Origin of the sequence: Roseovarius conchicola (assembly GCF_041403425.1) — a bacterium.
Classification (GTDB): Bacteria; Pseudomonadota; Alphaproteobacteria; order Rhodobacterales; family Rhodobacteraceae; genus Roseovarius; species Roseovarius conchicola.
Genome location: NZ_JBGEHK010000002.1, coordinates 207,822 through 230,115, shown reverse-complemented (window position 1 = coordinate 230,115; position 22,294 = coordinate 207,822). Strand labels below are relative to the sequence as shown.

Below are 22,294 nucleotides of genomic sequence, written 5' to 3'. Positions count from 1 at the left end.
GGAAAGGACAGGACATGGCCGAGAAGAAATCAAAACAACGGGGTTTGGGCCGTGGTTTGTCTGCCTTAATGGCGGATGTGTCAGAGCCAAGCGCCGAAAATGATACCACCCCGCGCCGTCCTGACTTGATGGTTCCCATTGAAAAGATTTCGCCCAATCCGGATCAGCCGCGCCGAACCTTTGATAAAGACGCCCTGAACGACCTGTCGGCGTCAATTCGAGAGAAGGGAATTATCCAGCCGCTGATTGTCCGGGCGCGGCCGGGCAAAAAGGAAGCCTACGAGATTGTTGCGGGTGAACGCCGCTGGCGTGCGGCCCAGATGGCCAAACTGCATGAAATTCCGGTCCTGGTGCGCGAATTCGACGATACCGAGGTTCTGGAAATCGCGATCATCGAAAACATCCAGCGTGCCGATCTGAACCCGGTGGAAGAGGCGGCAGGCTATAGCCAGTTGATGGAAAAGTTTGGCCATACGCAGGAGAAGCTGGCCGAGGTGCTGGGCAAAAGCCGCAGCCACATCGCCAATTCTGTGCGGTTGCTGGGCTTGCCCAAAGAAGTGCGTGACTATCTGCGCGATGGGAAACTGTCGGCAGGCCATGCCCGTGCTCTGATCACGGCAGAAGATCCTGTCGCCCTGGCCAGAATGGTGATCAAGAAAGACCTGTCGGTGCGGGACACTGAAAAGCTGGCGAAGTCTGCGATGGCCAACATCTTTGCCGATGGCAAGACCCCTGCAAAGAAAAGCGCCCCCGAGAAAGACGCGGACACCAAGGCGCTTGAGGGCGATCTGTCGGCCAATTTGGGTATGAAAGTGGCGATTGATCACAAGCCGGGTCAGGAAGGTGGCGCGATGACCATCCGCTATGAAAACCTGGATCAACTGGACACGATTTGCCGGATGCTCAGCTCTAGTAGTTAGGCCGTGTCCAGATAAAGATCAGCACCGCGCCAAGCGTAACACCTTGAATTATAATAATTTTCAAGGGAAACGCAGCGATTAGCGATATTCCGAAGACCAGCGCAATCGAGAGCGTCGCCAGACGCTTTGCCTTTGGATGGATCGCGCGGCGTTCCTGCCAGTCGACGATCGACGGGCCAAACCGCGGATGCGACAAAAGCCAATTGTGCAAACGCTCGGATGAGCGGGCAAAGCAGAATGCGGCCAGAAGCATGAAGGGTACCGTCGGGAGCAGAGGCAGAAACACCCCAATGACCCCGAGGCCCAGACAGGTCATGCCGAGAAAAAGCCAGACCGTGCGCATCACGTGTCCGGCATCAATGCATCAATGACCGAGTTCAACACCATACGTCCGTGATCTGTTGCTCGCAAAATCGTGTCATTCACTTCGATCATTCCAATGTCTTGCAGATGCGTGACCTTTTCGAAGGGTATTGGTTTTCCCGCGAGTGTCTCAAATCGTTTCAGATCAATCCCATCGCGCAGTCGCAGCCCCATGATCAGAAACTCGCTGGCCTGCTCGGGCCGGGTCAGAGGCAAAGAAGGCTTTTCGCTTCTACCCGTTTCAACCCCCTCAAGCCAACGTTGCGGCATTGACCACGCTTCGGTGGCGATGCGTTGCCCATCTCGTGTGATCCGGCCATGCGCGCCCGGGCCGATCCCGATATAGTCCCCATATCGCCAATAGATCATGTTGTGCCGGGATTCCGCACCGGGTCGGGCATGGTTTGATACCTCATAGGCGGGCAGTCCGGCGGCGGTGCAAATCTCCTGGGTCGCCTCGAACATGTCCGCCGCACTGTCTTCCAAAGGCAAGCCTTTTAGCTTGCCTCGGGCATAGCGATCCCCAAAAGCGGTGCCGGGTTCGATCGTCAGTTGGTAAAGCGACAAATGATCAATCGCCATGTCCAGCGCTTCTTTCAGCTCGACGCGCCACTGCGCCACGGTTTGATCCTGCCGTGCATAGATCAGATCAAAATTGACCCGTTCAAAATGCCGCCGTGCAATGTCAAACGCCGCCTTTGCCTCGGCAACCGAGTGAATGCGTCCGAGGCGGTGCAGGTCACGATCATTCAACGCCTGCACACCCATTGAAATACGGCTGACCCCGGCCTGAGCAAAAGCCTGAAATCGCCCCGCCTCTACCGAACCGGGATTGGCTTCAAGCGTGACTTCAAGATCGTTTGCCGTTGGCCAGGCCGATTTGATCGCATCCAGAACCGAGGCGACTGTGTCTGGGTCCATCAGGCTGGGTGTGCCGCCTCCGAAAAACACGGAATTCAGCACACGGCCCGGCAACCTTTCAGCATAGCGTTCTATTTCAGTCAGATAGCCCTTGGCCCAGCGGGAATGGTCAATCTCGCGTGCGACATGACTGTTGAAGTCGCAATAGGGGCATTTGGCCTCGCAAAACGGCCAATGGATATAGAGGCCAAACCCCCTTGCTTGCCAATCCTCAGCCAAAACACCCCTTCACGAATTTTGCGAAAGCATCGGCGCGGTGGCTTATCTTGTTCTTCTCCCAACGATCCATCTCGGCAAAAGTCATGTCATACCCATCCGGGACAAAAATCGGGTCATAGCCATGGCCCTGATCTCCGCGCATCGGCCAGGTGATCTGTCCCTCGATCTTGCCGGGGAACACCTCGTCATGGCCGTCGGGCCAGGCCAGAACCAGAGTGCAACAAAATCGCGCAGTCCAGGGCTGGGGCGTGCCGCTGGCTATGATCTCATCATGGGCCCGCGTCATTGCCATCCTGAAATCCCGGCCCTGACCGGTTTCGGCCCAATCGGCAGTGTAAACGCCCGGAGCACCATCAAGCGCGTCGATTTCAATTCCGGAATCATCCGACAAGGCGGGCAATCCCGTGGCCTTGGCGGCGGCATGTGCCTTGATCCGGGCATTGCCGACGAAATTGTCTTCGGTCTCATCCGGTTCGGCGAGATTCTTCTCGGCGGCTCCCACGACCGAAACACCAAACGGCTCAAGCAGATGGGCGATTTCTTCCAGTTTCCCCGCGTTATGCGTGGCCACCAGAAGTGTATCGCCCGTGAACTTACGCATTGGCCGCTGCCAGCTGCATCGCCGCCAATTCGCCAACACCCTTCTCGGCCATGTCCATCAGCTGGTTCATCTGATCGCGGGAAAAGGTCGATCCTTCGGCGCTCATCTGCACTTCGATCAACTGGCCCGACGCGGTCATAATGAAATTCCCGTCTGTCCCGGCCTCGCTATCCTCTGGGTAATCCAGATCAAGCACCACCTGCCCCGCATAGATCCCGCAGGAAATCGCGGCAACGGGATCGACCATCGGATCGCTGGTCACATCGCCAGCCTTCATAAGCTTGTTCACCGCAAGGCGCAGGGCGACCCAACCCCCGGTGATCGATGCACAGCGCGTTCCGCCATCGGCCTGAATGACATCGCAATCAACTGTGATCTGACGTTCGCCCAAAGCCACGCGATCTATGCCCGCGCGCAGGGACCGCCCGATCAGGCGTTGGATTTCAACGGTACGCCCGCCCTGTTTGCCGGCGGTCGCTTCGCGACGCATCCGCGACGTGGTGGACCGGGGCAGCATGCCGTATTCCGCCGTCACCCAACCAAGGCCCGATCCTTTGATAAAAGGTGGTACGCGATCTTCAATCGTCGCAGTGCACAGCACATGGGTGTCGCCCATCCGAATCATGCAAGACCCTTCGGCGTGTTTTGTCACGCCTGTCTCAATTGAAACGGGGCGCATTTCGCTTAAATCTCTACCAGAGGGGCGCATCTTCGTGTCCTTTCATGCTTTGCTCACGGGGATAGAAGGGCACCCGCCCTTTCGCAACCCCGATTGACCTTTCAGAACACCCGGTTTTAATGACATCCCAGACAGGACACCCCGGCCAATGAACGACGCAAGCAAAATTCTGGACGAGATGAATGATCGCTCGCGCGAGGTGTTTCGCCGCGTGGTCGAATCTTATCTGGCAACGGGTGATCCCGTGGGCTCGCGCACTCTGACCCGGGACATGAGCGAAAAAGTCAGCGCCGCGACGATCCGCAACGTGATGCAGGATCTGGAATATCTGGGCCTGCTCGATAGCCCGCATATCAGCGCGGGCCGCGTGCCAACACAGCAAGGTCTGCGCATGTTTGTTGATGGCTTGCTTGAAGTGGGCGATCTGGAAGGTACCGACCAGCGGATGATTGATGCCACTTTGGGCAGTAATTCGGATGACGTAAGCGGCGCGCTGGATCGGATTGGCTCGGCCCTATCCGGCGTGACGCAAGGCGCATCGCTGGTTCTGGCCCCCAAACATGAGGCTCCGATCAAACATATTGAGTTTGTCGGGCTGGGCCATGACCGTGCGCTTGTCGTGTTGGTCTTTGCCGATGGCCATGTCGAGAATCGCATTTTCACCCCACCGCCGGGGCAAACCCCCAGCTCGATGCGCGAAGCGGCGAATTTCCTCAATGCGCTGATCGAAGGCAAAACCCTCAGCGATTTGCAAACCGATATCGCCAGTCAGATCAACGCTCGTCGGCAGGAAATTGATCAACTGGCGCATCAGCTGGCCGAAAGCGGTCTGGCCGTCTGGGACAAAGGCGATGAAAACTACGAACGTCTGATCGTGCGGGGCCGGTCGAATCTGCTGACATCCGAGGCCGAAGAAGAAGAGCTGGACCGCATCAAAAGCCTGTTTGACGAGCTGGAACGCAAGCGGGACATCGCCGAATTTCTCGAACTCACCGACGAAGGCGAAGGCGTACGCATTTTTATTGGCTCTGAGAACAAACTTTTCTCACTTTCGGGTTCCTCTTTGGTGGTCTCTCCATATATGAACGCTGATCGAAAGATCATTGGTGCGGTGGGCGTTATTGGCCCGACCCGCCTGAATTACGGACGGATTGTGCCGATCGTGGATTACACGGCGCAGTTGGTGGGCAAAATGATCGCCGACCGAAGCTAGAGGGTAAAGATGGCAGAGCGCAAAGAAGACGAGTTTCTGGACGATATTGACCAGGCAGAAGAAGAAGAATTTGAAGCCGAGATGGCCGAGATCACGGATGAGCAGGCCGAGATTGATGCGTTACGTGCCGAACGTGACGCTTTTCAGGATAAATTCATGCGCGCATTGGCCGATGCCGAAAACGCGCGCAAGCGGTCGGACAAGGACCGCCGCGAGGCCGAGAATTACGGCGGGTCGAAACTGGCCCGTGACATGTTGCCGGTCTATGACAATATGAAGCGTGCGCTTGAGGCCGCGACCGATGAGCAGCGCGAGATTTCCAAGGCGCTGATCGAGGGGATCGAGTTGACCATGCGCGAGCTGCGCAATGTGTTTGCCAAGCATGGAATCACCGTCATTTCGCCCGAAGTTGGCGACCGGTTTGATCCGCAGCATCACGAAGCAATGTTCGAGGCGCCTCTGCCTGACACCAAGGCCGGAGATATCATTCAGGTATCGGCCGAAGGCTTTATGCTGCATGATCGCATTCTTCGCCCGGCGCAGGTGGGCGTGTCGTCAAATCCGGGATAAGTCAGGAGGGGCCAGTTTTGGCCCCTTTTTACATCAAGGCTCACTTTCATGACTCGCATTCTGGTTCTTCTTTTTGCCCTGCTTCTTCCCGCCCTGCCCCTCACTGCCCAGATCTATCCTGATTATGACGAAGTCTATGTAAACGATTTTGGCAACCTCCTGACCATCGGACAGGAGCGCTCGATCCGTGATCAGCTCAAAGACCTGCGCAATGAAACCGGCATCGAATTCACGGTCGTCACGATCGGCTTGATGTCCGACTACGGGCATGTCGGCGCGATCGAGCCCTTCGCCACGGGTCTGTTCAATTACTGGGGTATCGGGAATTCGGCGCGCAATGACGGCGTGATGATGCTGGTTTCGCGATATGACCGTGAAATGCGGATCGAAGTGGGTTCAGGATATGGTGCCGCTAAAGACGCACCAATGAAGCGGATCATCGACAAAACCATCATCCCGTATTTCAAGCAGGATGATTACGGCGTGGGCATCGAGAAAGGTGTTGCCGCTGTAATCCACGATCTGACGGGGGCGTGGCCCGGCGAAGATACGTTCATGCAAAAGGCCAGGGGCACAACCGGTCGTGTGATTGATGCCTTGGGGTTTTTTCTGGTTCCGATTGGGGGCGTGTTTGCCGGTTTTGGCTATTGGTTTTACCGGCGTCGCAAACGGTATCGCCCGCGCATCTGTCCAAATGATGGGACCAAGATGCAATTGCTCGCCGAACACTGGGATGATCAGTATCTAAAGCCCGGGCAAGTGCGCGAAGAACAGCTCGAATCCGTCGATTACGATGTCTGGGAGTGTCCGGAATGTGCGCACCGAAAGGTCGAGGCCTACGAAGCGTGGTCATCCAAATATGGTGCCTGCCGCGAGTGTAGCTATCGCGCCCTGGAAGGTGAATCGACCACATTGCAGCACGCAACCACCAGCAGCACCGGCCGCAGGCGTATTGATTACAACTGCCACAATTGCCACGCCACCTATGCCGTCGAAAAGGTGATCCCGAAAGTGTCGAAATCATCCAGTAGCTCGTCCTCGGGCGGCGGTTCGTCTTTTGGCGGCGGGTCTTCGTCGGGCGGCGGCGCGTCAGGCAGCTGGTAACATCTAGCGCGGTACTTTCGCGCGCCAGCTTTTTTCAAACACCGGCGTCTCCCCTTCCCAGGCTTCCAACCGCTGATCGATGATAAAATCGTCGCGCGTGCCGGTCATGCGGGCGGTTACCTTGGTGCGTACTTCCCAATCTCCACGTCCAAAATGACGGGTCCAGACCATGTCAACCTTGGCCGAGGTGGGGTCACCCCGCGTGATGTCCCACCGCTCATGAATCGCACTTTCGGTGATGATTTTGGTTTCTTCATCTTCCAGCCGCGGATGCTCGCCCACAATCTCAAGGGTGATCTGGCCCGTATCAGAATCCTCGTGCCATGACTTTTCTTCGTGGCCCTGTTTCAGGTCGCGATAGGCGCGCCGGGCGATTTTGATCGGTGGATCAAATTGCCATCCGCCTGAATTGCCTTGTCGGATGGGCAGGCTCAAGGCGCCGCCCGTCAACGTAAGCTTAAATGGCTCGCCCTCGGGCCAGCAAAATGGCCAGTAGCTCCCTGAAATGGCCAGCCGCAATCGATGCCCTTTCGGAAGGCGATAGGCCGTCTGATCCAGTTTCAGAGACACGTCGATCATCTCACCCGGCACCAGATCGCGTTTGGCCTCAAACCCGTCCCGGTGTCGCAGATTGAGAAGCCCCAAGGTGATCAGGTTCGATGTGCCGTCAGGGCGAATATCACATAATCGCACCGCGATTTGTGCCCGTGGCTTGTCCGCCGAAAGCTGCAGTGTGACAGTCGGCGCGCCCAGAATGATCTGCTCTTCGGCCAAAACATCCGTTTCAAAACAGGCCGACAAGGCGTCATCATGGGTCTGATCATCTGGCAATTCGCCGGGCCCAAAGCCAAAGGGAAAGAATTCACCTGCCGCACGCCCACAGGCCATATCAGTCTCTATCTCGGCTGAAAATGCCTCTTCCTTACCCAAAACCCCATGCCCAAGCGGCAGTGTTTCAAGGCTGATATCGGGCGATGGCCATGTCGGTTCGGCGATCCATCGACCGGGGCGTTCTTTAAGGGCGGGGTCAGGCCGGATACTGTCCATCACATAGGCGCGGTACGCGGGATCATTTTCGGCCCCATTGTCGATTTGTTTCAGCCAACGATCCCACCAGCGCAGCGCGATATTCAGATAATCAATCGCAGGCGCGATATGGCTGATATGCGGATATTTATGCCCCCAAGGACCAAGGATTCCCTGCACCGGCGCATCAATCCCCTCGACCATGGCCGCCATCGCGTTGCGATACCCATCATGCAGCCCGCCCATCACCAGAACAGCCGCCTTGATCGTGTCATAGCTTTCGCAAATCGACCCGTGTTTCCAATACTCATCCCGATCGGAATGCCGGGTCCAGCGTTCCGCGACGAAAGGCGTATTTTCCAACCGCTTTAACCAGGTATCGCGCCACGCATTGCCGCCCATTAGTTCAGGATCAGGGGGTGTGGAAAACCATGAACTTGCCGTCGCCGCCCAGCCAATGTTTTCGCCCAGCTGGATGCCGCCCTTGTAATGAATATCGTCATGATACCGGTCGGCAGTGGTGCCAATGCTGATCACGGCCTTCAACGGCTCAGGCGCCCGCGCTGCAATCTGAACACTGTTGAACCCGCCCCAAGAAATACCCTGCATCCCAATGCGTCCGGTACACCAGGGCTGGTCCGCGACCCAATGGATCAGATCGACGCCGTCCTGCAACTCCTGCTCGGAATACTCGTCATCATAAAGCCCCTCGCTGTCGCCGCATCCGCGCCGATCCACCCGCAAACAGGCATAGCCCTGTGCGGCAAACCAGGGATGCATCGTATCGTCCCGCGCGGCGGTGCCATCGGTTTTGCGATAGGGCAAATACTCGATTATGGCCGGAACAGGGTCTGTTTTTGCACTGTTCGGCATCCACAGCTTGGCCGATAAACGCGTGCCATCGGGCAGTGGGATGCCGAAATCGCGATCAATGATCATTTCAGCATGGCCTTGAGATCGTAAATCAGGCTGAGCGCCTCTTTCGGGGTCAACTCATCCGGCAGAACGCTTTGCAGGCGCGCCTCCACCTCTGACTCTTGTGTTGGCGCAGACATCGGTGGGGGAGTCGCTGCAAACAGAGGCAGATCGTCAATCAAAGCCTCCCGTGCGCGCCCGCCCTCCCGTTCGCCCTTTTCCAAAGCATCCAGGACAACCCGCGCCCGTTCGACCACGGCGCTGGGCAACCCGGCCAGCTTGGCAACCTGCACGCCATAGCTTCGGTCCGCCGCACCACGCCGCACTTCATGCAGGAAGATCACGTCACCTTCATGCTCTTTCACGGCCACAGTGGCGTTGTCGACCCTGTCCAGCTTGTCGCTGAGATTGGTCATCTCGTGATAATGCGTGGCAAACAGTGCCCGACAGCCGTTGACCTCGTGCAGATGTTCCAGCGTCGCCCAGGCAATGCTCAGCCCGTCATAGGTGGCGGTCCCGCGCCCGATTTCATCCAGAATGACCAGAGCGTGATCCTCTGCCTGATTGAGGATCGCGGCAGTTTCCACCATTTCGACCATGAACGTGGACCGTCCCCGTGCCAGATCATCACTGGCGCCAACCCGGCTGAACAACTGGCTGACCATTCCGATATGCGCCGAGGTTGCGGGAACGAAACTGCCCATCTGTGCCAGCAGAGCGATCAACGCGTTCTGGCGCAGAAAGGTCGATTTGCCGGCCATGTTCGGCCCGGTCAGCAGCCAGATATCGCTCTCGCCGCCAAGATCGCAATCATTGGCAATGAAAGGCTCGCCCGTCCGTCGCAACGCTTGTTCCACGACAGGATGCCGGCCGCCCTCGATCTGCAACGCACGACTGTTATCGACCTTGGGACGGCACCAGTTTTCGCCCCTCGCCAGATCGGCCAGCGCGGTGCTGAGGTCAAGTTCCGCAAGCCCGCGTGCGGCCTGCGCGATCTCGGCAGATTGACCCAAGATCGCGGCTTTCAGCGTTGAATAGAGCCGTTTTTCGATCTCGATCGCCCTGCCCCCGGCGTTCAGGATCTTGGTTTCCATCTCGCTCAGCGGCAGCGTGGTAAACCGCACCTGATTGGCCGTGGTCTGGCGGTGTTTGAAGGTTTCGTTCAGGGGGGCGGACAACATCTTGTCGGCATGGGTGCTGGTCACTTCGACAAAATAGCCAAGCACATTGTTATGTTTGATCTTGAGGCTTTGGATGCCGGTCTGTTCGGCATATTCGCTTTGCATGCCTGCAATCACGCCGCGCCCTTCATCGCGCAGTTGGCGGGTTTCGTCCAATTCGGCGTCATAGCCCGGGGCGATGAACCCGCCATCGCGAGCCAGCAGCGGCGGTTCGGCAATCAACGCCTCGTCCAGAAGGGTCAGAAGTTGCTCATGCCCCCGCAATCCGGATGCGGCGTCATCCAGAACTTGCGGCAGGTCCGCCCCCGCCAGGCCGCCTGCGATATGCTCAGCCTGTTCCAGCCCATTGCGGATCGCGGCGAGGTCGCGTGGCCCACCCCGGTCAAGCGCCAACCGTGACAGGGCGCGGTCAAGGTCGGGAACCTTGCGCAAGGCCTCGCGCAAATCGGCGGAAATCTTGTTCTGGTCCGCAGCAAACCCGACTGCATCGAGACGGTTTTGTACAACGCCCAGGTTACGGGATGGGCTGGACAATCGCCGCTCAAGCAAGCGCCCGCCACCCGCTGTGACCGTTCGGTCAATCGCCGACAAAAGCGATCCTGCGCGCCCGCCACTGAGTGCATGGGTCAGCTCCAGATTGCGCCGGGTTGCAGCGTCGATTTGCATGACGCCTGCCTGCGCTTCGCGCTGGGGTGGGCGAAGCAGTGGCAATTTGCCCTTCTGCGTGATCTCCAGATACTCGACAATAGCGCCCATCGCCGCCACTTCGGCGCGGTCGAACTGTCCATAGGCATCCAGCGTGTCGATCCCAAACAGGGCGCAAAGGCGTTCTTCGCTGCCGGTGCTGTCAAAAGCCGCGCGCCCCAACGGGGTTAAGGCAGCACTGGATTCAGAAACTATTTCGCCCAAATCTGCATCAAAACCATCGGCAACCACCACCTCGCTCGGCATCAGCCGCGCCAGTTCCGGCCCCAACCGGACACGCGCCAGGGGTGTTACGTGGAACGCGCCGGTGGAAATGTCAGACCATGCCAGTGCCCCCTCGCCGCGCACTTCGGCAAACGCCGCCAGGTAATTGTGCCGCCGCGCGTCCAGCAGGCTTTCCTCTGTCAAAGTGCCCGGGGTCACCAACCGCACCACATCGCGTTTGACCACCGATTTCGATCCGCGCTTTTTCGCCTCGGCCGGGTTTTCCATCTGTTCGCACACGGCGACGCGAAACCCTTTGCGGATCAGCGTCAGAAGATACCCCTCGGCAGAATGAACCGGCACGCCGCACATGGCGATGTCTTCGCCCAGATGTTTGCCGCGTTTCGTGAGCGCAATATCCAGCGCCTCGGCCGCGGCAACGGCATCGTCAAAAAACAGCTCGTAAAAATCGCCCATCCGGTAGAACAGCAAAGCATCGGGATAGCCTGCCTTAAGCTCCAGATACTGTGCCATCATTGGCGTTACGGCAGATTTGGCAGATGTCACATGCGCCCCCTATGCAATGATGCAAACCTTACAAACGCTGGACCGCCTGCGAAAGCCAAAACCGCGATCCGGTTGAGCCTGTGCCAAAGGCCCGCTATGCAATGACGAAATCCCGTTTTGCAAAGGCGCATCGATGTCCAATCCCAAGTTCACACCCGAAGAGGCGCTTGCCTTCCATCTTGAGCCGACGCCGGGCAAGTTCGAGATAACAGCGACCGTGCCGATGACCACGCAGCGGGATCTGTCACTGGCCTATTCGCCGGGTGTTGCCGTGCCATGTATGGCCATCGCCGAGAATCCGGAAACGGCCTATGACTACACAAACAAGGGCAACCTGGTTGCAGTGATTTCAAACGGCACCGCCGTTCTGGGCCTCGGCAATCTGGGCGCGCTGGGCAGTAAACCGGTGATGGAGGGAAAGTCGGTTCTGTTCAAACGCTTTGCCGACGTGAACTCGATCGATATCGAACTGGACACCGAAGACCCGGACGCCTTTATCAACGCCGTGCGCCTGATGGGGCCCACATTTGGTGGCATCAACCTGGAAGACATCAAAGCGCCGGAATGCTTCATCATCGAACAGAAGCTGAAGGAAGAAATGGATATCCCCGTCTTCCACGATGATCAGCACGGGACAGCCGTGATCTGTGCGGCCGGTCTGATCAATGCGTTGCATATTTCAGGCAAGGCCATCGAGGATGTGAAAATTGTTCTCAATGGTGCCGGGGCCGCCGGGATTGCCTGTATCGAATTGCTGAAATCCATGGGCGCACGGCATGAAAACTGCATCGCCTGTGATACGAAGGGCGTCATCTATCAGGGCCGTACCGAGGGCATGAATCAGTGGAAATCGGCCCATGCGGTGAACACTGAACTGCGTACGCTGGAAGAGGCCATGAAAGGTGCCGATGTTTTCCTCGGGGTATCCGTCAAAGGCGCGGTCACTGAGGAAATGGTGGCCTCGATGGCCGACAACCCGGTGATTTTCGCCATGGCCAATCCCGACCCCGAGATCACACCGGAAGAGGCCCATGCCGTGCGCGAAGACGCCATCGTGGCGACCGGGCGTTCAGATTACCCCAATCAGGTCAATAACGTCCTGGGCTTTCCCTATCTCTTCCGGGGTGCATTGGATGTACACGCAAGGGCGATCAATGACGAAATGAAGATCGCCTGTGCCGAGGCGCTGGCCAAGCTGGCCCGTCAGGATGTGCCTGACGAAGTGGCCATGGCTTATGGCCGCAAACTCAGCTTTGGGCGCGACTACATTATTCCCGCGCCATTCGACCCGCGCCTGATTCACACCATTCCACCCGCTGTGGCCAAGGCCTGCATGGATACCGGCGCGGCGCGGCGTCCGCTTGTGGATATGGAAGCCTATGAACTGGCGTTGAAATCGCGGCTTGATCCAACGGCAACTGTGCTGCGGTCAATCAACGCGCGGGCGCGCAATGCGCAGGCGAGGATGATTTTTGCCGAGGGGGATGACCCGCGCGTGTTGCGGGCCGCGGTGCAATACCAACGCAATGGTCTGGGCGAGGCGCTTGTCGTCGGGCGCGAGGCGGACGTGCAAACCAAGCTTGAGTCCGTCGGCATGGGTGATGCCGCATCCGAACTGCATATCGTCAACGCCGCCAATTCCGAGTATCTGGCAGATTACAAACGCTTCCTCTATTCACGGCTGCAGCGGAAAGGGTTCGACCGTCACGACGTGCATCGCCTTGCCGCGCGGGATCGCCATGTGTTCGCGGCCCTGATGCTGGCGCATGGTCATGGCGACGGTTTGGTCACGGGGGCGACGCGCAAATCGGCCTATGTGCTGGACCTGATCAATCACGTTTTTGATGCCGATGCCGAGCAGGGCGCGGTCGGGGTGACGGCGCTGTTGCACAAGGGGCGGATCGTTCTGATCGCCGATACATTGGTGCATGAATGGCCGGACGAGAACGATCTGGCGAACATCGCCGAACGCTCTGCCGGGGTCGCCCGTCATCTGGGGCTTGAGCCGCGTGTGGCATTCGTGAGTTTCTCGACCTTTGGATATCCCCGATCCGAGCGCGCTGAAAAGATGCGCCTGGCGCCTATGGTTCTGGAACAGCGCGGCGTCGATTTTGAGTTCGAGGGTGAAATGACGGTTGATGTGGCGCTGAACATGCAGGCAGCGCAGGACAATTATCCGTTCCAGCGCCTGACCGGCCCGGCCAACATTCTTGTCGTCCCCGCGCGGCACTCGGCCTCGATCTCGGTCAAACTGATGCAGGAAATGGCGGGGGCAACTGTGATTGGCCCTATCCTGACCGGCGTGGATGCCTCGATCCAGATCTGTTCGCTGACCTCGACGTCCAACGATGTTCTGAACATGGCCGTACTGGCGGCCTGTAAGGTCGAGTAGGAAGCAGGGGGCGGCGATGATCTTTAACCTGGGCTCGATCAACGCTGACTACATCTACCGTGTGCCTCACCTGCCTGCGCCCGGCGAAACGCTTGCGGCTTCTGACATGACCCGCGGTTTGGGCGGCAAAGGGGCCAATCAATCCGTCGCTGCCGCCCTTGCCGGATCACAGGTGACCCATATCGGCGCCGTTGGCCCTGACGGCGGTTGGGCGGTCGAGGCGTTGATGGGCTACGGTGTTATCACCAGCCAGATCGCCACGGTGGATACACCCACGGCGCATGCCATCATCAATGTCGATCGCGCGGGAGAAAACGCCATTGTCATCTATCCCGGTGCGAACCATGAACAGTCTCTAAGCTGGCTTGAAACGGCACTTTCCATCGCATCCCATAGTGATCTGCTGCTGCTTCAAAACGAAACCAGTCTACAGGTCGAAGCTGCGGAAATGGCCCACAAGTCCGGCTTACATGTGGTCTATTCCGCCGCGCCATTCTCGGCCGAAGCCGTGCAGGCAGTGCTTCCCTATCTTGATCTTCTGGTGATGAACGCGGTCGAGGCGACACAGCTGACCACGGCGCTGGGGCTGTCACTTGAAGACATCCCTGTTCGTCAGCTTTTGATCACCCGTGGTGCCGATGGGGCAGACTGGATCGAGAATAGTGAGAAGACCCATTGCCCGGCCTTTGCGGTAACTCCGGTTGACACGACAGGGGCCGGGGATTGTTTTACCGGTTATGTCGCGGCGGGTCTGGATCAGGGGCTGTCGCCAAAGGATGCGATGCGCCGCGCCGCTGCAGCCTCGGCGCTTCAGGTGCAACGCCCCGGCACGGCCGAGGCGATCCCGACCGCGACCGAAGTCGCTTCGTTTCTGGCCTAGTTCGTGTACTTGTTGGCAAACGGCGCATCCGCGCCCCACAATGCTTTCACTTTCGCATCGCGACCACAGGCAACACGATAGGCTTTGTAAGCAGAGGATTGCTTTTTGGGTCCAAACCGGGTCACGACAAGCTTGGTGCCCTTGTAGTAATCCTGGTGGTATTTTTCGGCCTTGTAGAACGTTGATTTCTGCAAAATCGGGGTGACAATCTTTCGGCCCAAGGCGGCCTGTGCTTCGGCTTTTGCTTTCTCTGCCGAAGCTTTCTCTGCCGGGTTAGAGACGAAAATCGCCGTGCGATAGCTATCCCCCCGGTCACAGAACTGACCACCTGGATCTGTTGGATCAACCGAGCGGAAAAACAGGTTCAGCAATTGATCCCGGGACACTTTTCCCGAGTCAAAAGTGATTTTCACGGCCTCGTAATGGCCCGTCCCGCCTTTGGTCACCTGCTTGTAAGTTGGATTGTCCTTGATCCCGCCAGTATAGCCTGACACCACTTCTTTTACGCCGCGGACGGATTCGAAATCCGATTCCACGCACCAGAAACAGCCACCGGCAACCACAAGTTCTTCGCTTCCTGCCGCCTTGGCTGCTCCGCCATGGGCCAGAAGTCCGATGGCGATCAGGCCTGCCAGCATCGCGGCTTTGATGTCCCGAAATTTGAATTCCATGAAACAACCCTCCGTTTACATCTTCTATCTGCCCTGAAATTCTGCTGCGGCAAATGCACATCCCCGCGATGTCACGGCTTGGTGAAGCGATTTTATCTCTTGGCATGGTTTGTTACGGCCCGTAGCGTTGCGGCAAAAAGGGGACATGATGAGCGACCATCAGACAACTCACCAAGCGGCGGAAGATGCGCGCAATGACAGCATTCTGATCTGGCTGAATGGTCGGATCGTGCCCAAGGATCAGGCGCTGGTCAGCGTGTATGACAGTGGTTTCATGCTGGGCGATGGCGTGTGGGAAGGGCTGCGCCTCTATAACGGCACATGGGCTTTCGCGGATGAGCATCTTGATCGTCTGTTTGAGGCGGCCAAGGCGATTGATCTGGATATTGGCATGACCCGGAACGAGGTGTTTCAGGCCGTATTGGACACACAATCGGCCAATGGCATGACCACGGATGCCCATGCCCGCCTGATGGTGACACGCGGTGTCAAAACCCGCCCGTTTCAACACCCATCCCTGTCGCAGCAAGGTCCGACGATGACCATCATCATGGAGCATTCCAAGCCCAGGATTGCCCGCCCGATCAACCTGGCCACCGTGCCGCACATTCGTGGCTTGCCGATGACGCAGGATCCAAAGCTGAATTCACATTCCAAGCTGAATTGCATCCTGGCCTGCATTGCCGCCGAAAAGGCCGGCGCGGATGAGGCACTGATGCTGGACATCAATGGATTCGTGAACACCACCAACGCCTGTAACTTTTTCATCGTTCGAAAGGGAGAGGTTTGGACCAGCACCGGGGATTACTGCATGAACGGTATTACTCGTCAGAAGGTGATCGATTTGTGCCGGGCCAACGACATTCCGGTTTTTGAGCGGAATTACTCGCTTGTCGACACATATGGAGCTGACGAGGCGTTCCTGACCGGCACCTTCGGGGCGCAAACTGCGGTTGGCCAAATCGACGGGCGCGTGATTGGAGAGGAGCAACAAGGGCCGGTCACGACCCGTATCCAAAGCCTTTACAAAGCCCTCATTCAGCAGGAATCGACCTAAGATGCGTATCGCCATGTGGTCCGGTCCGCGCAATTTGTCGACCGCGATGATGTACAGCTTCGGAGCAAGATCGGATTTTGCCGTTGTGGATGAGCCATTCTATGCGGCTTATCTTGCAAAGACTGGACTCGATCATCCAATGCGCGACGATATTCTGGCTTCTCAGCCCGACGATCCGGCAAAGGTGGTCGATGGATTGTTAGGGTCTGTTCCGGCCCAAAAGCCTCATTTTTACCAAAAACACATGTCTCAGCACATGATACCGGGGGTACCGCGAGACTGGATTGATCAGGTCTCAAACGTCTTTCTGATCCGCCACCCCGCCCGCGTCGCGGCCAGCTTTTCAGCCAAGTACGATCGCCCAACGCTGGCCGATATCGGGTTCGTGCAGCAGGCCGAATTGTTTAATCAACTGACAGATGCGGGTAGCAACCCGATTGTCATCGACAGCCATGATATCCGGGATGATCCCGAAAAGATGTTGCGGCGTCTTTGCGATGCGCTGGGCTTGCCCTGGGACGCATCAATGCTGCATTGGCCTGCCGGTGGTCATCCCCAGGACGGGGTGTGGGCGGCACATTGGTACGGTGCAGTTCATCGCTCGACCGGATTCGCCGCCGCAGAAGGTGATTTGCCCGTGTTAGAGACGGATCAACAGGCGCTTTGCGATGCGGCGATGCCTGCCTATGAGCACCTCAAGCGGTATAAAATCTGATCTTTTCCCCGTAAAAAGGCGAGGGCCTATCCCCATATCAATCTCATGAACAGACGTGATTTTGGAAAAATGGTGGTCGGAACGGGCGTTGCTGCTGCGGTGCCGGTGTCTGGCATGGCCGGGGCCGCTGCGGTGCAGGCACAACGCAGCAAGTACATTTTCGCGGTGGCGCTGGCCCATGCGAAAACGGATGTGTCGGCCGAGATGATCTCGGAAACTTTCAAAATCCGCCCTGGCACCGCGCGGCAACTCTTCTCGAAACTGGTGAAAAACGGCGTGGTGGATGCCCCGAACAGCCACGGCATGGCGCGTCTTGCCGAGCCATTGCAACGGATCGTGCCGCAGGTCGTGGAGTATAATCCGGCGGGCGGCTACGTGGTGAAAGGGCCGCTCGATACGTTAACGGACAAGGCCAAAGAGGCTGTTCATGACCTGCTTGATCCGGACGAAGAAGCGGATGCAGAAGAGACAGAGCTGACCGCAACGCCCCCTGATCCGGACGAAACGCTCTCTGAAACACGCGCTGAGCAAGATGTACAAAATGGGTTTTCGGGGTCCGAAACTTAACCCATTTTGTACAAAATGCCGGTTTCGGGGGCTCAGCCCTTCAGCCGCCGATCCCGCGCCGCGATCAGTTTGAGTCGCAGTGCGTTCAGCTGAATGAACCCGGCAGCGTCGGTCTGATCATAAGCGCCGGCATCTTCTTCGAACGTCACATGCGCCTCGGAATAGAGCGAATGATCCGACCAGCGGCCAAAGGTGCGGGCGGACCCCTTGTAGAGCTTCAGCCGGACAGTCCCGGTGACGTGGGCTTGCGAGGCATCAATCGCGGCCTGCAGCATCTCGCGCTCGGGGCTGTACCAGAAACCGTTATAGATCAGCTCCGCATATTTCGGCATCAGCTCATCCTTCAGATGCATGGCACCACGATCCATGGTGATGCTCTCAATCCCACGATGCGCCTCCAGCAGAAGGGTGCCGCCCGGGGTTTCGTAGATACCGCGGGACTTCATCCCAACAAAGCGCCCTTCCACCAGATCAAGTCGCCCGATCCCGTGCTTGCCGCCCAGTTCGTTCAGCTTGGTGAGCACGGTCGCAGGGCTCATCGCCTCGCCATTGATGCTGATGGCATCGCCTTTTTCAAAGCCGATCTCGATGAATTCCGGGGTGTCGGGCGCGTCTTCGGGATGAACGGTGCGCTGATAAACGTAATCGGGCGCGGCCTCGGCCGGGTCTTCCAGAACCTTGCCTTCGGACGACGTGTGCAGCAGGTTCGCATCCACCGAAAACGGCGCTTCGCCACGTTTGTCCTTGGCAATCGGAATCTGGTTCTTTTCGGCGAAATCGATCAATCGGGTTCGGCTGGTTAGATCCCATTCACGCCAGGGGGCGATCACCTTGATCTCGGGATTCAGGGCATAGGCGGCCAGTTCGAACCGCACCTGATCATTGCCCTTGCCGGTGGCGCCATGGGCCACGGCGTCGGCCCCGGTTTCGGCGGCAATCTCAACCAGACGTTTCGAGATCAGCGGGCGCGCGATGGAGGTGCCCAGCAGATACAACCCCTCATAGACCGCGTTGGCGCGGAACATCGGGAAGACAAAATCACGCACAAATTCTTCGCGCACGTCTTCGATATAGATATTTTCCGGTTTGATTCCAAGCAGTTCAGCTTTCTGGCGGGCCGGGTCCAACTCTTCTCCCTGGCCCAGATCGGCGGTGAAGGTAACCACCTCGCAGCCATATTCGGTCTGCAGCCATTTCAGGATGATCGACGTGTCCAGACCACCGGAATAGGCAAGGACAACTTTCTTGGGCGCAGACATGGGAAATCTCCTTATGGATAACGGCTTGGCGCTTATCGGGTTTTGAGTGTCCCCGCAAGACCGAGAGGGGTTGCAAGAGCGGTCAGGCTGCGCCAGAGACGGGTGATGACCAGTTTTCAGGACAAAGCCCGCGCCGCCGAGGCCGCCATGCGCAGCGTGTTTGATGCCACGCCGTTGCAGCGCAATGATCATCTGTCGAAACATTATGGCGCCGAGATTTTGCTGAAGCGTGAAGATCTCACACCGGTGCGATCCTACAAACTGCGCGGGGCGTTCAACGCGATGCGCAAGCATCTGGCGGCGCATCCCGATACCTCTCAGTTCGTCTGTGCCAGCGCCGGGAATCATGCGCAGGGCGTGGCCTATATGTGCCGCTACCTTGGAGTGAAGGGCGTTATTTTTATGCCGATCACCACGCCGCAGCAGAAGGTGATGAAGACCCAGACCTTTGGTGGCGATGCCGTGACAATTCGCCTGACCGGGGATTACTTTGATGACACATTGCACGCAGCGCAGGACTACTGCGCCGAGACGCACGGGCATTTCCTGTCGCCGTTTGACGACGAGGATGTGATCGAGGGTCAGGCCTCTGTCGCGGTTGAAATCGAACAGGCGCTGGGCGGGATGCCGGATCACATCATCATGCCTGTCGGCGGTGGAGGGTTATCCGCCGGGGTGCGCAGCTACGTGGGCGATGGATGTCGGATTACCTTGGTCGAGCCATCGGGAGGCGCCTGTCTGAAAGCGGCGCTGGAGGCCGGAACACCTGTGAAACTGCCCCATGTGGATACATTCGCCGATGGTGCGGCGGTGGCGCAGATCGGGCAGAAGACATTTGCGCGGCTGGCGGATTTGCCGACGTCCGAGGCCCGTGTTGTCAGCGAAGACCGTCTGTGCACCACGATGATCGAGTTTCTGAACGTCGAAGGGATCGTGCTTGAGCCCGCAGGTGCATTGTCGGTCGATCTGTTGAAAGACATGGCCGGTGAGATTCGTGGTAAGACAGTTGTCTGTGTTACCTCCGGTGGGAACTTCGATTTTGAGCGCCTGCCCGAGGTGAAAGAGCGCGCGTTGCGCTATTCCGGGGTGAAGAAGTATTTCGTGTTGCGCATGCCCCAGCGCCCTGGCGCGCTAAAGGACTTTCTGGACAGCCTCGGCCCGGATGATGACATCGCCCGGTTCGAGTATCTCAAGAAATCCGCGCGCAATTTCGGTTCGGTCCTGATCGGGATCGAAACCAAGGACCCGGCTAACTTCGAACAATTGTTCACGCGGCTGGAGTCCGGCGGGTTTGAGTATCGCGATATCACCAATGATCCGGTTTTGTCAGAGTTTCTGATCTAAGCGGCAAATAGCGAGTCGAGTGCGCCCAGGAAGTCTGTCTTTGAATCTGCGTAACATCCTAAGACCGCAGGCAAATCAATGGCGTCATAGTGTCCGCTTGCCGCTGCCCGTTCTCCGGCCTGACAGATCGCGGCGAAGTCAGCAAACCCGAGGTTGAGTGCGCTTCCTTTGAGGAAATGTAGCTTTGACTCAAGCGCCCGGGTTTCAATTCCATCGCGCAGCGCGGCAATCTCCTCCTCGACCTCTTCGAGAAAGATTTCGACAACCTCACCGAAATCCTCTGCCCCAATTTCATCGCGTAATTCAGAGACGCGGGCCCAGTTGATCATCCTGTCTTCTCCGTCAAACCAGGGGAGAGTGTGGCGTCAGAAGGTAAAGAAATCCTGCCGAACCTTCGCAAAACTCTGCGCAATTTTACCATTTACCTGTCGTTAAATCTGACTGTCTAGGCATGGCAGAAATGCAAGAGTGATTAGCGTGCAAAGCCCGGTTACAATCCCCGCCCGACCTCTCGACGATCCCGGTGCTATTCGGGATGTTCTGGTTGTGGATGACAGCCGCTCGCAGCGTCGGATCGTAAGCGCATTCCTCAAACGCTGGGGGTTTTCCGTGCGTGAGGCGGATTGCGCCGATTCCGCGCTAGAAATGTGCCGTGATGTTCAGCCTGACCTGGTGCTGAGCGACTGGATGATGCCCGGAATGAGCGGCCCTGAGTTTTGCCGCGAATTCAGAGCGTTGTCGCATGACAGCTATGGATATTTCATTCTTCTGACCTCGAAGAGCGAAAAGAATGACATTGCCCATGGCCTTGATGCGGGGGCCGATGATTTTCTGACCAAGCCAATCAATGCTGCCGAGTTGCGCGCGCGTATTGCAGCGGGTGAGCGTATCCTGCGGATGGAGCGGGAGCTGACCGAGAAGAACCGGTTGGTCAAATCCACCCTTGACGAGTTGCAAACGCTGTATGACTCGCTGGACAACGATCTGATCGAGGCCAAGAAGCTGCAACAATCGCTGGTCCGGGACCGGCATCACGATTTTGGCTATGCCGAATTGTCATTGATGCTGCATTCCAGTGGCCACGTCGGCGGCGATCTTGTCGGTATGTTCCCGGTCAGTGACACGCGCATCGGGATCTACGGGATCGATGTGTCGGGTCACGGAATCAGTTCGGCGCTGATGACCGCGCGATTGGCCGGATATCTGTCGGCCAGTGCTCCGGATCAGAATGTTGCCCTGACACGCACATCCTCGGGACTATATGTGCCGCGCCCCCCTGCGGAAACCATCGCGTTGCTCAATCAACTGATCCTGAACGAGATCGAGACCGAGCATTATTTTACCATGCTGCTGGCTGATGTTTTCCTCGACACGGGCAGGATCGTGATGGCGCAGGCCGGGCATCCCTGTCCGGCATTGCAGCGGGCCGATGGTCATGTTGAAACAATCGGTGTCGGCGGATTGCCCGTTGGGCTGATCGAAGGTGCTGAATATGACGAGTTTGAGGTGAGGTTGTCAGCCGGGGATCGGTTGATGATTCACTCGGATGGGATTGTCGAATGCGCCAATCCTCAGGGTGAATTGTTCGGTGACGAAGGCCTTGCAGACATGATGGGTCAACTGCGCCAGACCCACAGCATGGCCTGTTTGGAATCCATCGTCTGGAAGCTGACGGAATTCGCCGGAGATCAGGATTTCGGCGATGATGTCTCGGCCGTTTTGCTGGAGTTCAAACCAAGCCCCCACACCTTCTAGCGAAATAACTGCCTGACAAAATCGGCATCCCCGTCGTTGTAAAGATCCTTTATCGCCTGCGCTGGGCTGAACCAAAGCGGCGTGTGATCCGGCTCGGTTGGCGGGCCAATTCGTAGCGCGGGGCGCGCCAGATATATCGTGCACAGCTTCTCGGCCCACATGTCGTATTCCGGCATATAGGTGAACCGGCGAAACGCGCCCAGACGCTGCGGTTGCCCAATGGTCCAGCCGGTTTCTTCCATCACTTCGCGGTGCAAAGCGTGAATGGGCGACTCGCCCGGATCAATACCGCCACCGGGCAGTTGCACTTCAAAATGCGGGTCGCCCTGATAGGTCAGCAACAGCTGTCCAGCGCGCGGCAGGATCGCATAGACGCCGGGCCGTCGTTGGTATCGTATCCCCGTTTTGGGGCTTTTGCCGTAACGTTTGATCATCCTGTCACCCTTGGAGTCTGTCTTGCCCTGCC

The 22,294-nt window shown here is 57.8% G+C and carries 21 protein-coding genes; 11 read left to right on the top strand and 10 right to left on the bottom strand.

Annotation, left to right across the window (positions count from 1 at the left end; translation table 11 throughout):
- Positions 1-14 precede the first annotated feature (14 nt).
- Positions 15-920 carry a ParB/RepB/Spo0J family partition protein gene (locus V6N02_RS07000; RefSeq protein WP_371224807.1) on the top strand — a complete coding sequence of 302 codons (906 nt, stop codon included), beginning with the start codon at positions 15-17 and terminating at the stop codon, positions 918-920.
- Here the strand turns inward: V6N02_RS07000 and V6N02_RS06995 are convergent.
- From V6N02_RS06995 to rph, 4 genes are read right to left on the bottom strand one after another with little or no spacing between them, the layout of a single operon-like run.
- The gene (locus V6N02_RS06995; protein WP_371224806.1) at positions 910-1,263 is read right to left on the bottom strand and encodes a YbaN family protein; all 354 of its coding nucleotides are present in this window, start codon (positions 1,261-1,263) and stop codon (positions 910-912) included. The genes V6N02_RS07000 and V6N02_RS06995 overlap by 11 nt on opposite strands.
- Positions 1,263-2,423: a radical SAM family heme chaperone HemW gene (gene hemW / locus V6N02_RS06990; RefSeq protein ID WP_371224805.1), complete on the bottom strand. Its 1,161-nt coding sequence runs from the start codon at positions 2,421-2,423 to the stop codon at positions 1,263-1,265. The genes V6N02_RS06995 and hemW overlap by 1 nt, the downstream gene beginning before the upstream one ends.
- Positions 2,416-3,024: an RdgB/HAM1 family non-canonical purine NTP pyrophosphatase gene (rdgB, locus tag V6N02_RS06985; RefSeq protein ID WP_371224804.1), complete on the bottom strand. Its 609-nt coding sequence runs from the start codon at positions 3,022-3,024 to the stop codon at positions 2,416-2,418. Before rdgB ends, hemW begins: the two co-directional genes overlap by 8 nt.
- On the bottom strand, positions 3,017-3,733 hold the full coding sequence (rph, locus tag V6N02_RS06980) for a ribonuclease PH (protein WP_371224803.1): 717 nt from the start codon (positions 3,731-3,733) through the stop codon (positions 3,017-3,019). Before rph ends, rdgB begins: the two co-directional genes overlap by 8 nt.
- Before the next feature lie 118 nt (positions 3,734-3,851).
- Between rph and hrcA the strand changes: the two genes are divergently transcribed.
- Genes hrcA through V6N02_RS06965 form a run of 3 tightly spaced genes read left to right on the top strand, consistent with a single transcriptional unit; the run spans position 3,852 to position 6,590 of the window.
- Positions 3,852-4,916: a heat-inducible transcriptional repressor HrcA gene (gene hrcA, locus V6N02_RS06975; RefSeq protein ID WP_371224802.1), complete on the top strand. Its 1,065-nt coding sequence runs from the start codon at positions 3,852-3,854 to the stop codon at positions 4,914-4,916.
- 9 nt (positions 4,917-4,925) lie between these two features.
- Complete coding sequence (locus V6N02_RS06970; RefSeq protein ID WP_371224801.1) at positions 4,926-5,486, top strand: nucleotide exchange factor GrpE; 561 nt, start codon at positions 4,926-4,928, stop codon at positions 5,484-5,486.
- 48 nt (positions 5,487-5,534) lie between these two features.
- The gene (locus V6N02_RS06965; protein WP_371224800.1) at positions 5,535-6,590 is read left to right on the top strand and encodes a TPM domain-containing protein; all 1,056 of its coding nucleotides are present in this window, start codon (positions 5,535-5,537) and stop codon (positions 6,588-6,590) included.
- A 3-nt stretch (positions 6,591-6,593) separates the two neighbouring features.
- Here V6N02_RS06965 and V6N02_RS06960 read toward each other — a convergent pair whose 3' ends face one another.
- Together V6N02_RS06960 and mutS are read right to left on the bottom strand one after the other, a co-directional pair.
- Positions 6,594-8,555: a CocE/NonD family hydrolase gene (locus tag V6N02_RS06960; RefSeq protein WP_371224799.1), complete on the bottom strand. Its 1,962-nt coding sequence runs from the start codon at positions 8,553-8,555 to the stop codon at positions 6,594-6,596.
- Positions 8,552-11,158 carry a DNA mismatch repair protein MutS gene (mutS, locus tag V6N02_RS06955; protein ID WP_371225271.1) on the bottom strand — a complete coding sequence of 869 codons (2,607 nt, stop codon included), beginning with the start codon at positions 11,156-11,158 and terminating at the stop codon, positions 8,552-8,554. The genes V6N02_RS06960 and mutS overlap by 4 nt, the downstream gene beginning before the upstream one ends.
- Before the next feature lie 163 nt (positions 11,159-11,321).
- On the opposite strand from mutS, the gene V6N02_RS06950 reads away from it, so the two are divergent.
- Both V6N02_RS06950 and V6N02_RS06945 read left to right on the top strand, forming a co-directional pair.
- Positions 11,322-13,580, top strand: coding sequence for an NADP-dependent malic enzyme (locus tag V6N02_RS06950; protein ID WP_371224798.1), 2,259 nt, complete (start codon positions 11,322-11,324; stop codon positions 13,578-13,580).
- A gap of 16 nt (positions 13,581-13,596) precedes the next feature.
- The gene (locus tag V6N02_RS06945) at positions 13,597-14,460 is read left to right on the top strand and encodes a ribokinase (protein ID WP_371224797.1); all 864 of its coding nucleotides are present in this window, start codon (positions 13,597-13,599) and stop codon (positions 14,458-14,460) included.
- Here V6N02_RS06945 and msrA read toward each other — a convergent pair.
- On the bottom strand, positions 14,457-15,131 hold the full coding sequence (msrA, locus tag V6N02_RS06940; RefSeq protein WP_371224796.1) for a peptide-methionine (S)-S-oxide reductase MsrA: 675 nt from the start codon (positions 15,129-15,131) through the stop codon (positions 14,457-14,459). The two genes, V6N02_RS06945 and msrA, sit on opposite strands and share 4 nt — an antisense overlap.
- A gap of 148 nt (positions 15,132-15,279) precedes the next feature.
- Here msrA and V6N02_RS06935 point away from each other — a divergent pair, with 148 nt between their 5' ends.
- Genes V6N02_RS06935 through V6N02_RS06925 form a run of 3 tightly spaced genes read left to right on the top strand, consistent with a single transcriptional unit; the run spans position 15,280 to position 17,470 of the window.
- A complete protein-coding gene (locus tag V6N02_RS06935; protein ID WP_371224795.1) occupies positions 15,280-16,188 on the top strand; it encodes a D-amino acid aminotransferase in 909 nt (302 codons plus the stop codon).
- A gap of 1 nt (position 16,189) precedes the next feature.
- Positions 16,190-16,903 (top strand): sulfotransferase-like domain-containing protein, encoded by a 714-nt coding sequence (locus V6N02_RS06930; protein ID WP_371224794.1) that lies wholly within the window; start codon positions 16,190-16,192, stop codon positions 16,901-16,903.
- A gap of 45 nt (positions 16,904-16,948) precedes the next feature.
- Positions 16,949-17,470 (top strand): hypothetical protein, encoded by a 522-nt coding sequence (locus V6N02_RS06925; protein WP_371224793.1) that lies wholly within the window; start codon positions 16,949-16,951, stop codon positions 17,468-17,470.
- A gap of 32 nt (positions 17,471-17,502) precedes the next feature.
- On the opposite strand, the gene V6N02_RS06920 is transcribed toward V6N02_RS06925, so the two are convergent.
- The gene (locus V6N02_RS06920) at positions 17,503-18,729 is read right to left on the bottom strand and encodes an argininosuccinate synthase (protein WP_371224792.1); all 1,227 of its coding nucleotides are present in this window, start codon (positions 18,727-18,729) and stop codon (positions 17,503-17,505) included.
- A gap of 105 nt (positions 18,730-18,834) precedes the next feature.
- Here V6N02_RS06920 and ilvA point away from each other — a divergent pair, with 105 nt between their 5' ends.
- A complete protein-coding gene (gene ilvA / locus V6N02_RS06915; protein WP_371224791.1) occupies positions 18,835-20,073 on the top strand; it encodes a threonine ammonia-lyase IlvA in 1,239 nt (412 codons plus the stop codon).
- Here ilvA and V6N02_RS06910 read toward each other — a convergent pair.
- Positions 20,070-20,402 carry an Hpt domain-containing protein gene (locus tag V6N02_RS06910; RefSeq protein WP_371224790.1) on the bottom strand — a complete coding sequence of 111 codons (333 nt, stop codon included), beginning with the start codon at positions 20,400-20,402 and terminating at the stop codon, positions 20,070-20,072. The two genes, ilvA and V6N02_RS06910, sit on opposite strands and share 4 nt — an antisense overlap.
- 148 nt (positions 20,403-20,550) lie before the next feature.
- On the opposite strand from V6N02_RS06910, the gene V6N02_RS06905 reads away from it, so the two are divergent.
- Complete coding sequence (locus V6N02_RS06905; protein ID WP_371225270.1) at positions 20,551-21,828, top strand: PP2C family protein-serine/threonine phosphatase; 1,278 nt, start codon at positions 20,551-20,553, stop codon at positions 21,826-21,828.
- On the opposite strand, the gene V6N02_RS06900 is transcribed toward V6N02_RS06905, so the two are convergent.
- Positions 21,825-22,262: an NUDIX hydrolase gene (locus tag V6N02_RS06900; protein WP_371224789.1), complete on the bottom strand. Its 438-nt coding sequence runs from the start codon at positions 22,260-22,262 to the stop codon at positions 21,825-21,827. The two genes, V6N02_RS06905 and V6N02_RS06900, sit on opposite strands and share 4 nt — an antisense overlap.
- Positions 22,263-22,294: the final 32 nt, after the last annotated feature.